Source organism: Bacteroides sp. ET336 (assembly GCF_024733815.1).
In the GTDB taxonomy this organism is placed as follows: domain Bacteria; phylum Bacteroidota; class Bacteroidia; order Bacteroidales; family Bacteroidaceae; genus Phocaeicola; species Phocaeicola cellulolyticus.
In genome coordinates this window covers 262029-275046 of sequence record NZ_JANRHK010000003.1, presented here as the reverse complement: position 1 = coordinate 275046, position 13018 = coordinate 262029, and the positions used below count along the sequence as shown (strand labels likewise).

General features: G+C 40.0%; 11 protein-coding genes and 5 pseudogenes. 14 read left to right on the top strand and 2 right to left on the bottom strand.

Annotated elements, in window-relative coordinates; genetic code table 11:
- Positions 1 to 15 precede the first annotated feature (15 nt).
- From NW213_RS05470 to NW213_RS16970, 12 genes and pseudogenes are all read left to right on the top strand, one after another.
- Positions 16 to 144, top strand: a pseudogene (locus tag NW213_RS05470) (ion transporter); the annotation flags it as partial.
- Between the two features lies 1 nt (position 145).
- Positions 146 to 340: pseudogene (locus NW213_RS05465) on the top strand (ion transporter); the annotation flags it as partial.
- Positions 341 to 368: 28 nt separating this feature from the next.
- Positions 369 to 1130, top strand: coding sequence for an SDR family NAD(P)-dependent oxidoreductase (locus NW213_RS05460; RefSeq protein WP_258322085.1), 762 nt, complete (start codon positions 369 to 371; stop codon positions 1128 to 1130).
- 101 nt (positions 1131 to 1231) lie between these two features.
- Entirely contained in the window at positions 1232 to 4765 is a 3534-nt protein-coding gene (locus tag NW213_RS05455) for a DEAD/DEAH box helicase (RefSeq protein ID WP_258322084.1), read from the top strand.
- Between the two features lie 67 nt (positions 4766 to 4832).
- A complete protein-coding gene (locus NW213_RS05450) occupies positions 4833 to 5228 on the top strand; it encodes a hypothetical protein (protein WP_258322083.1) in 396 nt (131 codons plus the stop codon).
- Positions 5221 to 5889, top strand: a complete 669-nt coding sequence (locus NW213_RS05445; protein ID WP_258322082.1) for a nucleotidyltransferase domain-containing protein — start codon at positions 5221 to 5223, stop codon at positions 5887 to 5889. Before NW213_RS05450 ends, NW213_RS05445 begins: the two co-directional genes overlap by 8 nt.
- Before the next feature lie 112 nt (positions 5890 to 6001).
- Positions 6002 to 6514 carry a PH domain-containing protein gene (locus tag NW213_RS05440; protein ID WP_258322081.1) on the top strand — a complete coding sequence of 171 codons (513 nt, stop codon included), beginning with the start codon at positions 6002 to 6004 and terminating at the stop codon, positions 6512 to 6514.
- A gap of 13 nt (positions 6515 to 6527) precedes the next feature.
- Positions 6528 to 7301, top strand: a pseudogene (locus tag NW213_RS05435) (helix-hairpin-helix domain-containing protein); the annotation flags it as partial.
- A 108-nt stretch (positions 7302 to 7409) separates the two neighbouring features.
- Entirely contained in the window at positions 7410 to 7943 is a 534-nt protein-coding gene (locus NW213_RS05430) for a GNAT family N-acetyltransferase (protein ID WP_258322122.1), read from the top strand.
- Positions 7944 to 7959: 16 nt separating this feature from the next.
- Positions 7960 to 8430 (top strand): annotated as a pseudogene (locus NW213_RS16980) (GNAT family N-acetyltransferase); the annotation flags it as partial.
- Positions 8428 to 9012, top strand: a pseudogene (locus NW213_RS16975) (sugar O-acetyltransferase); the annotation flags it as partial. The pseudogenes NW213_RS16980 and NW213_RS16975, both read left to right, overlap by 3 nt.
- A 54-nt stretch (positions 9013 to 9066) precedes the next feature.
- Complete coding sequence (locus NW213_RS16970) at positions 9067 to 9492, top strand: GNAT family N-acetyltransferase (RefSeq protein ID WP_258322121.1); 426 nt, start codon at positions 9067 to 9069, stop codon at positions 9490 to 9492.
- A gap of 55 nt (positions 9493 to 9547) precedes the next feature.
- Here NW213_RS16970 and NW213_RS05410 read toward each other — a convergent pair whose 3' ends face one another.
- Positions 9548 to 10003, bottom strand: a complete 456-nt coding sequence (locus tag NW213_RS05410) for a GNAT family N-acetyltransferase (protein ID WP_258322080.1) — start codon at positions 10001 to 10003, stop codon at positions 9548 to 9550.
- A gap of 145 nt (positions 10004 to 10148) precedes the next feature.
- Between NW213_RS05410 and NW213_RS05405 the strand changes: the two genes are divergently transcribed.
- Positions 10149 to 10709 (top strand): cyclophilin-like fold protein, encoded by a 561-nt coding sequence (locus tag NW213_RS05405; protein ID WP_258322079.1) that lies wholly within the window; start codon positions 10149 to 10151, stop codon positions 10707 to 10709.
- 6 nt (positions 10710 to 10715) lie between these two features.
- Here the strand turns inward: NW213_RS05405 and NW213_RS05400 are convergent, their stop codons facing one another.
- Positions 10716 to 11597, bottom strand: a complete 882-nt coding sequence (locus tag NW213_RS05400; protein ID WP_258322078.1) for an AraC family transcriptional regulator — start codon at positions 11595 to 11597, stop codon at positions 10716 to 10718.
- Positions 11598 to 11722: 125 nt separating this feature from the next.
- Here NW213_RS05400 and NW213_RS05395 point away from each other — a divergent pair, with 125 nt between their 5' ends.
- On the top strand, positions 11723 to 13012 hold the full coding sequence (locus NW213_RS05395; protein ID WP_258322077.1) for a cytidylate kinase family protein: 1290 nt from the start codon (positions 11723 to 11725) through the stop codon (positions 13010 to 13012).
- Positions 13013 to 13018: the final 6 nt, after the last annotated feature.

The window sequence follows — 13018 nt, the reverse complement described above, 5'->3', positions numbered from 1 at the left end:
AATATAAACATAAGCATGAAATTCATTTCCAGAATACATCAGCGTTGGCAAAACTTCCTTCATAACGATGAACTGAAAGAAAAGATATATTCTATTGTGTTTGAATCGGACACAAAAAAAGGAAAGCTGTTCGACATAATCCTCAATAGCAGTGCCTACAGGTATAGTTTCAGCCACAATGGTGAGCGAGCATAAAAAACTGGAAAAGCGGAAATGCCCACGCTGCAACCGCGACGGGCACGATTTCGAGGCCTTATACTGCAAATACTGTGGCGCGAAACTGAAAATGGAGAAGCCCCGGGAGTTTGTGAATGAGAGGCCGAATGATGAGAGATTCTAAAAGACAACAATTCAAACATAATATAATAATGAAAGGAAAAACAATCTTAATCACCGGTGCCACAAGCGGCATAGGTGAAGGCAGCGCAAGAAAATTCGCGGCCATGGGAAGCAGACTTATACTGAACGGACGAAATACTGAAAAACTGGAAAGTCTGAAACAGGAACTTGAAAAGACAGGAACAGAAGTCGTAACTCTTCCATTCGATGTTAGAAACCGTGAAGAAATGCGTAATGCCATATACTCTCTGCAAGGAGAATGGAAGAATATAGATGTTCTGATAAACAATGCCGGTCTGGTTTTGGGCATTGATAAAGAACACGAAGGTTCATTGGACGAATGGGACGTAGTGATAGACACCAACATCAAAGGACTACTGGCAATGACACGCATGATTGTTCCGGGTATGGTGGAACGCGGATGCGGACACATTATTAATATAGGTTCCATTGCAGGCGATGCGGCATACGCAGGCGGCAGCGTTTACTGCGCAACCAAGGCTGCGGTAAAAGCACTGTCGGACGGACTACGTATAGACCTTGTTGACACTCCTCTGAGAGTAACCAACATCAAGCCGGGAATGGTTGAGACCAACTTCTCCGTTATCCGTTTCCGTGGAGACAAAAACAAGGCAGATGCCGTTTACGATGGGCTGAAACCACTTACAGGTGACGACATAGCCGATGTGGTTTATTACGCAGCATCAGCCCCTGCTCATGTACAGATAGCAGAAGTTCTGGTTATGCCTACTTATCAGGCTACAGGAACTGTATGCCACAGACAAAAATAAATTGCATACACTTACCATAAAAGCTAAGAAGTATAATCCAAACCAGCGTTTAAATACCATTTAAATACTATTTAAACAGTACTCAGATAAGATATAGTAACATGGCAGAACAATTCGGAAAAACATGGTGGGGCAGCGAATGGCTCCGCTCGCTTACTCATATAGACTATGACAACCGTATCCCTCGCGGAGCTACATACGCACGCAAAGGAAACGTTATAGACATAAAACTGAAAGAGAATATCATCACTGCAAAAGTCTCAGGAAGCAGGATAACACCATATAAGGTCAATATCATCATTCCTCCTTTCTTCCCGGAACAGATTGACGCACTTATGAATGAATTAATCAAGTATCCGGGCATTATATCACGGTTGATGAACAGGGAGATGGCCCCGGAAATCATGTCAATAGCCAGAAGCTGCGGACTCAAGATTTTCCCTGAAAAATGGACCGACCTGAAAATGCAATGCAACTGTCCGGACTGGGCCGTGCCATGCAAACACCTTGCTGCCGTAATCTACATGTTCAGCCGCGAGATTGACAATAATCCATTCATTGTGTTCAGTATGCACAATGTAGATATTATGGAAGAGCTTAAGAAACGCGGAATATTTATCGAAGAGACCAGCAATGATATATCAGTACAGAACATAAAGGAGGTGGTAAGAACAAAAGGCTCTAGGGAAGTGAGCCATGGAGAACCTGTGTTCAAAAGAATAGACTTCTCAAAACTGACCGACAAGTCGGAAGCCTTGCTCATGCTCCTGGCAGAAAACCCTCCTTTCTCCACTACAGGGGATTTCAAAGAAAAATACTCGACTGAAATAATGCGAGCAAAGAAGAATGTACAACGATTCTTCTCAAGGAGGCTTGACGCTTCGGGACTTTTCCCTCAAACGGACATCATCTCAGGCAAGGAGATTAAAGCCGAAAGAGAATTTTCATTACAGTTTGACAGCAATCTGAAATGGAAAGTAATGAACATCAGCTATGAGGGACAGGAACCGCTAACGGACTTTTTTGACGACGGTTCATTGCCTCTGGCTCTGCTAAATATAAACCCTGACTTTCTGCCCGACTATCATCCTTCGGTCATAGCTCTTAACCAGGCTCTGATATGTTCACTGCATCTGCTGTCGAAAGGAGCTGTAGCACCACAGATACTTCAGCTTTCAAGTAAAGAGTACGCCATCAGGTGGATTCCGGCTTATATCGACAGCCAGGTAAGACAACTAATGGATATGCTTGAAGATATTATTCCCGACAAACTACTGGAATTCAGACCGGTGGAACGTAAAACAGGAAAATTTATTTACAACAAGGGAGAGTGGATTGTGTCGTTCTTTCTCGGAAAACTCATAAACAGACTTACGGCCGATAGCCTGAAATTGCCTGTAGAGGAATTATTCTTCAAGGAGAGACACCTTCCCTTCAGCGGTGTGGGAGAAAAAGAAACGCCGGGCGGAATAAAATCATGGATAGCATCATACTCGCTCACCGAATCAGACTACCGACCTGTTCTCTATGTAGAAGAAAGTACCGATGGCGGTTTCGACATTACCGTTGGCGTGGAAAACACACGCGAACCGGAAAAGGAAGTCACTGCACTGTCCGATGTACTCTCACAACCCGAATATGAGCACGAACGCTTCACCATTCTGAGAAGCTTCACCCTGCTTGCAGGAATGATGAAAGACCTCAACGGATATATTGCTAATGGAGCAAAACAAGCTTTACACTACACCGAAAAGACATTCCTGCCCGTAATACTCGAAATAATACCTGCTGTAAAGATTCTTGATTTCAAGGTTTTCATGCCTAAATCGCTTCAGCAACTCATACGTCCGAAAGCATCATTGTTGCTGAAAAAGAAATCCGGAAGTGAGAAAGGCTTCCTGAGCCTTGCCGATTTGTTCGCCTTCGACTGGGAAGTGGCACTTGGCAATGAGATAGTGTCGATGGAAGAGTTCATGAAACTGCAGAAGAATGCCGGAGGACTGATAAAATTCAAGCAGAAATATATCTATACCGATGCAGAAACTCTGGAAAAGCTTCATGACGCTTTCCACAAGATGGATAAACTCACTCCGGCACAGTTGCTGCAGGCCGCCCTTACAGAGGAATACAACTCTGCACCTATACGCCTTACAGACGATGTGCGACAACTTATCAAGGAATTGACCGAACAGGAGAACATTGCCCTTCCACGGAAACTTAACGCACAACTGCGTCCATACCAGGAACGCGGATTCTCGTGGATGTACCGAAATATGCGCATAGGATTCGGTTCGGTTCTTGCCGACGACATGGGATTGGGCAAGACTCTGCAGGCTATAACTCTTATTCTGAAACTGAAAGAAGAGGGAGCATTGAAGGAAGGCAAAGTCATCATAGTTGTACCTACGGGTCTGCTCACGAACTGGCAAATGGAGATAAGCCGATTCGCTCCGTCGTTGTCAACATTCGTCTATCACGGTACTGGCAGAGATTTGAAGAGCTTTAAATCAGATATTCTGTTAACTACATATGGAGTTCTGCGCTCTGACAATGCCAAACTTAAAAAAAGACAATGGACTATAATGCTAATTGACGAAGCACAAAACATAAAGAACAACGATACGGCACAGAGTAAGGCTGTGAAGTCAATTCCTGCCACAACTCACATAGCTCTGAGTGGTACTCCGGTAGAAAACAGGCTTACAGAATTCTGGAGCATAATGGATTATGCCAACAAAGGCTATCTGGATACGCTTAAAGCCTTCAAGGAAAACTATGCGAACCCTATCCAGCTTTGGAATGACGGCGATTGTGCCGAGCGCTTCAGAAAAGTGACAGCCCCGTTCATGATGCGAAGAATGAAGACAGACAAGAATATCATTTCCGACCTGCCTGACAAGATAGAACTTGATGTATATGCTTCGCTCAAACCGGAACAGGCCGCTCTCTACGAAAAGACCCTGGAAGCTGCCATGAACGAAATAGAAGGAATACCTACAACAGACAACGAATCTTTGTTCAAACGCCAAGGACTCATCCTCCAGATGATTATGGCTCTGAAACAAATATGCAACCACCCCGCACAATTCCTTAAAAACGGTGACCGGAGGTCTGAATTGTCAGGCAAGACAGAAATGCTGCTCGACAGAATCGAAGGGATTGTCGATGGCGGCGAAAAGGTGCTTGTCTTTACGCAATATCGAGAGATGGGTGATATGTTAGTGGACTTCATAACCGAAAGGACAGGAGAAAAACCACTGTTCTATCATGGTGGATGCAGTATTAAAGAACGTCAGGCAATGATTGACCGCTTCCAGAACAACCGCACAGACAAGGTTTTCATCCTTTCGCTTAAGGCAGCAGGAACAGGACTAAACCTGACAGCCGCAACCCATGTAATCCATTATGACCTTTGGTGGAACCCTGCTGTTGAAGCACAGGCTACCGACCGTGCCTACCGTATAGGTCAGAAGAACAATGTCATAGTTCACCGGTTTATCACCAAAGACACATTCGAGGAACGTATCAATGACATGATACAGAAAAAGAAGCATCTGGCAGATATGACCGTTTCAAGTGGAGAAAGCTGGATAGGCAAACTAAGCAATAAAGAGTTACGAGAGATATTCGGCTGATAAAATACAATAATGTAAACATTTAGAATAATTTAGTGCTAATATGTTACATAAAAACAAAATATATATGAAATATCTCAACTCCCTTCTCGTATGGCTATGCTTCATACCCACAGCAATACTAAATGGTGGATTCAGGGAATATGTATTAACCAAATATCTGGATACCGCACTGGCTACAGCCGCTAGCGGTATCCTGCTTAGTATCATGATACTGTTTATCACATGGCTGCTCCTTCCACGACTAGTTACACTTAATAGAAAAGAAAGTTTCATCGCCGGCATAATATGGACGCTGCTCACCGTTATATTTGAATTCACATCCGGAATAGGAACAGGTGTACCTATGAAAGAACTCATAGCAGCGTATAATCCGCTATCCGGAAATTTATGGATATTGGTAGTCCTGACAACAATGTTTGCACCGACAATAATATCAAGAATAAACAAACGATATGAATGAGAACAACTTCGACATAACATCCTGGCTGAAAGTTTTTCAAGAGAGACTTATCTCACTATTCGGCAACAGAATTAAGTTTTTCGGACTGCAAGGCAGTTACGGACGAGGCGAACAGACTGCTAACAGCGATATAGATGTGGTAATAATTCTTGACGAAGTAAACTTTAAAGACTTACAGGACTACCAATCCATGCTTGATTCTTTCGAGGAGCATGACATGATATGCGGATTCGTATCCGGCGAAAGAGAGCTTATGAACTGGGAAAAATCGGATCTTCTTCAACTCGTCCTCGATACGAAACCCATAATCGGTTCATTGGAACATCTGCAAAATCTGTTTAGTGATGATGACATACGCCGCTCTGTTTTGACTGGAGCGTGCAACCTGTATCATGCGTGTTCACACAATTTTCTTCATGCAAAAGATATAAACACCTTAGTCGGACTCTATAAAGCTGCACGTTTCACCGTACGCATGAAACATTTTCTTGATACAGGCTCTTACATCAGTTCAATGAAACTCCTGTCAGAACATGTCACAGATAAAGACCGTATTATACTGAATATAGCATCTGCAGATTTTCAAGAAAACGACTTTACCAAACGAAGCCACATATTGATTGAATGGGCTAGTGAAATAATAACCGAATATCACGGATAAATTCTTTATTTCATAAAAAATCTATTACTGATTATAATAATTACAACTGTTTTAGTTATATTTGTTTTGGTTCATTAGATTATAAACAATTATATTTCCAATACATATCATTATGAAAAACGACAAAATTTCTTTCCCATGTACATGGAGTATGGGAGTTACGGTCATAACAGCCATAACAGTTATTATTCTGGTTGCATCTACATATTTTATCTGGACAGACGATTTTCCGTCATCAATGCTTTGGCTCAAATACACGCTCGTCGTTATTTTTATAGCTACCATTATAGGTGGATTGGGCTATATGCCGATACGGTTAACTATTGGAAATGATAAAATAATTTTACACAGACTGTTTGGCGCTATTAATATACCTATAAAGAATATTATAGAAATAAAAGCCATTCCAAACTCAGAAACAGCTTTTTCTATTCGAATATTCGGCAGCGGTGGCCTATTTGGATATTTAGGAAAATTCAAAAATCCTAAGTTAGGCAGCTATACTATGTATGCAACTAATCTGAACGAATTAGTACTCATCCGTACGAACAGTAAGAAATATGTATTCAGCTGCAAAGGCAGGGATGAATTTATTGAGTCTTTACAACAAACAATAATAAAATAAAGGATATAGATACATGGCAAGCAACATTGACTTCATAGAGTTTATATGTTCCCAAATAAAAGGAATTGGAACAGTACGCTATCGCAAGATGTTTGGCGATTATATGATTTACCTCAACGAAAAGCCTATAATACTTGTATGTGACAATATAGCTTACGTTAAGAAGCACCCTTCGATTGCCAACTTAATGCAAGACAGTGAAGCCGGCATCCCATACAACGGTGCAAAGGAACACTATATTATGGACGTAGAGCACAAACACCCTTTGGTTGATGTGATAAGTACATTGGAAAAGGTATTACCATTGCCAAAAGAGAAAAAAGTAAAAAAGAAAAGTTCAAGAAATAATGTTAATCCTTTCCATAAGATTCCTAATGTAGGACCAAAAACAGAACAGAGTCTTAAAGCCATGGGCTACACCACCACCGAATCATTAAAAGGTAAAAAAGCAGACGATTTATACCTGGAAGAGTGCTGTTTACTTGGTTACACTATAGACCGCTGCCAGCTTTACCTGTACCGTGCATTAGAATATTACATCAATACGGAAAAACCGGATACCGATAAATGTAAATGGTGGTACTGGAAAGATGAATATTTCCATCCTTCCCCATGCGGTGCAAAATGTGTAGAGTGTCCATCTTTCCCAAAAGACTGCAAGGGATGCCGCAAAATAAAAGGCAAAGTATTTTGGCTTCAATACACAGATTATGAAGTTTGTCCAATATGGAAATGCTGTAAGGAACAAAAACGTGAAAACTGTGGAGACTGTCCGGAATTACCTTGCACCCGTTTCATGAAAGATCCTACATTATCAGATGAAGAGAATGAGACCAATCTGAATAAGATGATTAACAATCTTACAAAAAATAATAAATATATGACAAAATATTTCATGGAAACTCAAAGACTTATTCTCCGTCCGTGGATTGAAGCAGATGCTGAAGCACTTTATAAATATGCCAAAGATCCAGCTATCGGACCAATTGCAGGTTGGCCACCACATACATCAGTTGAAAACAGTAGAGACGTAATACGAGACATCTTATCTGCTCCTGAAACATACGCTGTAGTATTGAAAGAAACAAACGAACCTATAGGCAGTGTAGGCATTATGTTCGGTAACGGCGTACATAGTGCGGATATGAAAGAAGGTGATGCGGAAATAGGTTATTGGATTGGTGTTCCCTACTGGGGACAAGGACTTATACCGGAAGCTGTAAACCGCCTTCTGAAACGTTGCTTTGACGAACTTGATATAAAAAGAGTGTGGTGCGGATATTATGACGGAAATATGAAATCACGTAGAGTCATGGATAAATGCGGTTTTAAATATCACCATACAGAAGAAGGGAAGATTTCTCCTTTAGGTGACGAGCATACCGAACATTTTACATTACAGACCAAAGATGATTGGAACAAAAAGTAAAACCATGGATAAACAAATAAAATATACTATACGTCCTTTACGTGAAGAAGAGACTCATTTATTGAGAGATTTTCTTTATGAGGCAATCTATATTCCTGAAGGTGTGGAACCACCGACAAAAGAGGTTATAGATATTCCGGAGCTGAAGATATATATTGAAGATTTTGGCAAGGATAAAGACGATTATTGCTTAGTCGCAGAAACAGGCCATAAAGTCATTGGTGCTGTATGGGTAAGAATTATGAATGATTATGGTCACATTGACAACGATACTCCGTCACTTTCTATATCCTTATATAAAGAATACCGCAATAAAGGTATTGGTACAGAGCTTATGAAAGAAATGCTCAAACTTCTTAGAAATAAAAGTTACCACCAAGTATCTCTTTCCGTACAAAAAGCAAACTACGCTACTAAGATGTATTTAAAACTTGGATTTAATATCATTAGAGAAACCGATGAGGAATTTATTATGATAAAAAATATGAATCAAGATATTAATAATTATAAGCGTTTTTTATCAGGAGAGCTTTGTAACCGTCTGGATGCTGAAGTTTTAGAGTTAATAGAACAGACAAGAAAATATCTATCTGTACTGAATGACGTAAACACGAGCGAAAATGATAGGAAAAAAACATTAGGCTATATGTTAGGAGAAATTGGGAAATACTCCAATATAGGTAATAACTTTACCTGTCAATGCGGGAAACACATATTCATCGGTGAAAAGACAATCATCAATGATAATTGTACAATGATGGATGAAAATCATATACATATAGGTAATAGAGTTTTAATAGCTCCTAACGTACAATTTTATACGGCAACGCATCCAGTTGATTTTGAAGAACGTTTTGTTAATGATTGGGATGAAAATTCAGGAGAACTGTTTTTCAAGACAAGAGCTTTACCGATAACAGTTGAAGATAATGTATGGATTGGCGGCGGATGTATCATACTTGCAGGCGTAACAATAGGTAATGGAAGCGTTATCGGTGCAGGTAGTGTAGTTACAAAATCAATACCTGCAAATTGTGTAGCCGCAGGAAATCCTTGTAGAGTAATCAGATGGTTAAAACCCCAATATACAATTCGTCCACTTGAAGAAAAAGACCTCTATGATATGCAGAACCTATTTCGTTCCACTGTATTAAACGTCAATATTAAAGACTATACAAAAGAGGAAGTGGAAGACTGGGCTTCATGCGGTGACGACATAGAACATTGGAAAGAACTTCTGTCTTCTAATCAATATGTAGGAGCATTCAACGAACAGAACTATCTGATTGGGTTTTCTTCAATGAACAAGAACGGTTATCTGCATTCCATGTTTGTACATATGGATTGGCAAGGTAAAGGTATAGCGACTCAGCTTCTTTCTGAAGTTGAAAAAATAGCAAGACAATATGAAGTAAAAGAGATTACATCAGATGTAAGCAAAACTGCACGTTTATTCTTTGAACACAAAGGATATGTTGTGGAATGTGAGCAAAAACAACATGCAAATCGTTTGAAACTGACGAACTACAAGATGAAGAAAGTTTTATGAACTTCTATGCAATATTAATTAGAAAAGAATTTCCCTGTTCATCAATATCAGACTTTTATACAGACAATTCTTTTCTGAAATATACCATATCCTTTAATGTTATCCCGTTTTCTACAATAGGATGATCATAATTGGCAGTAAAGAAATCAGGAACAATATGAGAATACTTGAACCCACAGTTCTTATAAAAAGACATAGTCTCTGCAGTCTCTCCTGTACCGACTATCATATATTTGAATTTGTCTGCATAACGTTTACATAAGAAATCCACCATTTGCCTTCCGTAACCTTTTCGTTGATATTGTGGAGAAACTGCCAGACTTTTAAGTTCACACACATTGTCACCTTCATTTGTCACGACTGCGGAGGAAACAGGTTCTAAATCTGTATTAAACATAACAAACATGTCACCCCTTTCCAAATAACGGTCAATCATTGACTCCTGTTCATCAGCCAATAACAGCAAATCTAAATATTCTTTCTTATTTGTTTCTATCTTACATATTTCCATGATGTTACAAAGATACTAAATGATTATTTGTAAGCAAATAAAAGAGAAACCGTAATTCTGGTACAATCATCAGTAATATGTATATAAAGTCTTAATCGCAAAGTCAATACCTTTGTATCAGTACAAAAAGATAAAGACTATGATTATGGAAAAAGCAAGATTACTATTTTTGATTTTCATCTACTCCATGTTTGCCATGGCGTGCAGTACCGAGCCGGAAATTCCATCAGGTGGTAATACAAACAACGAAGTTTCAAACGAAAACGGAAACGGAAGCAGTAACCAAGAACAAGACGAAGAAAATACAAACAATGATAACCAGAATAACACTGAAGAAAATATGAGCAACTCAAGAATTAAAATCGAAGCTAACGGAACGACACTCACGGCCACACTAAAAGACAACGTATCTACAAGAGCTTTAGTAAACCTGCTCAAAGAAGAACCTCTGACCATAAACATGAATGACTATGCCGGAATGGAGAAAGTGGGTCCTATAGGAACTACCCTGCCGCAATGTAACGAAAGGCTGACCACACAACCGGGTGACCTGATTCTATACCTGGGGCAGTATTTCGTGATTTATTACGCTCCGAATACATACTCGTTGACTCCCTTGGGGAAAATAGACAATACTTCAGGCGATGAGCTGATTAGAATTCTTGGAAACGGAGATGTAACGGTTACAATCTCATTAAGCGAATAACAAACCTCATTTTTCCCGCCTCTGCAAATCATTCTTCATACGGAATTTCAGAGGTGATACTCCTGTCTTACGCATAAAAAACTTTCCAAATACGGACTGATCGGAAAAGCCAAGTGCATCCGAAATTTCCTTAATGTCCATATCAGTACACTCAAGCATACGGCGTGCGTCAGAGCAGAGCATCTTCGATATATGAAAGCAGACAGTACTGCCTGTGACACTCTTGACCACTCGCGACAGATAGGTAGTCGTAATGTTCAGACTGTCGGCATAAAAACCTATGGAATGATGTTTGCGATAATTCTCTACAAGCAGCTTCTTGAAATTGCGGAATATCTCGTTTTCACGCTTCACATACACAGTTGTATCGTTGTTTTCAGTACACAAGGTATCCGCTATCTGCAAAAGGAAGAAATTACATAGGTTTCGTATTATTCCATCGTGATATACATTCATAGCATTAAGCCGGTCACCAAAAAGCGACATTGTTTGTTTCAGATAAGAGAACCTCTCACTTTCAATATCAAACACCGGAAGCCTGTAATTACCAAGAAACCTTGCCACCTGATTATACAGCGGCTGCCCGTCTGTAAGACTGTCAAAATACGAAGGTACTATATATACTATTTTCAACGAAAAGTCTGCATCGAAACGTCCGATTGAACTTGTCGTACTTGGTGTCAGAACAACCAGTTTACCACAGCGAAGGTCATAATTACCATAAATATCGGAAAGCCTTGCTGTTCCGTTTATGACGAGAAGAAAGAAAAATCCCTTTTCAAATATAATTCCGCTATAATCACCGGGATTACCGTATAAATCACAACAACACGTATTTCCTGCCGTCATCCCACTTGATTTCATTACTTCATATACAGAGATATCCATAATCCGTTTTTTACAACAAAGATAGTTTTTGTTTCGTTTTTGACCAAAATAAGTTGTTCTTTTATATCTGTCTTTATAGATTTTAGGGTGAACTTTGCAGCTGCTTTACAAATGACAAATACAATATGAATAAATTTCTTCTAAGACGCTATCTTCTGTTCTGCGTGGCACTGTTTGTCAACGCATTAGGAATAGCGTTTATCACCAGAGCAGCCTTGGGTACATCACCCATTACCAGCGTAACATACGTTCTTAGTATGTTCACCCCTTTCACTATCGGCGAATGGACTATCATGCTGAACATACTGTTCGTCGTTCTCGAACCTTTCATGATGACACGTCAGGACCTGAAAGAAGACCTGCGCATGTTCCTGCTGCAGATCCCGATATCATTCTGTTTCGGAATATTCATAGATATATGTATGCACTATATATTGTTCTGGCTCAATCCGGCAACATATCCAAGCATGATTATAGCACTGCTGATAGGTTGTGTAATATTGGCTGTAGGTATAGCTCTTGAAGTAAAGGCCAATGCGGCAATGATGGCAGGAGAATACTTCGTAAAGGTTATTACACGCCGTTTCCGTGGCGAGTTCGGATACATTAAACTTGGATTTGATGTCACACTGGTAGCTATTGCCTGCCTCCTGTCGCTTATATTCATGTCCGGCATATATGGTGTACGCGAAGGCACTGTAATTGCAGCTCTGATAGTAGGTCCTATTGTTCATTTCGTCAGTCCGTACTACAAGTTTCTCGATAAATGGATTACTCCTGCTACTGATGAAAAATTCACAGACGTAAAAAAGAGCAAAAATATCATCATTACCATTGCTCGTGAATATGGCAGCGGCGGACATCTGCTTGGCGAGATGCTTTCTAAAGAGCTAGGAATAAAACTGTATGACAAAGAGTTTATAGGTATGGCCGCCAAACGTAGCGGTATAGATGAAAACTTCATAGCAAAGAACGAACAGTCCATTCCGTCATTCTGGCTTAAATGTATCATGTCGAAAAACAGCGAACAACCGCTGGAAGGTAGCCTTTCATCGGACGATGTTCTGTTTGTAGCAGAAAGCAAGATTATTCAGGAGCTGGCTGAGAAAGAGCCGTGTATCATCATTGGACGATGTGCTGATTTTATCCTGCAGGACTATCCGAAGGTATTGAAGGTGTTTTGCTATTCTGATATTGAAAATGCTGTTTCACGCTGTGTCAGCGAATACGGTATAAAACGTGAAAATGCAGAGTCGGAAATACGCCGTATCAATCGCAACCGCATCCATCATTATGAATATTATACCGGTCGTAAATGGGGAGAGCCTCATCATTATAATCTTATGTTGAATACTGGTACAATAAGCCTTGAAACGGCGTGCAAACTGATAAAAGATATTTACAGGAATATGTGATAAAAA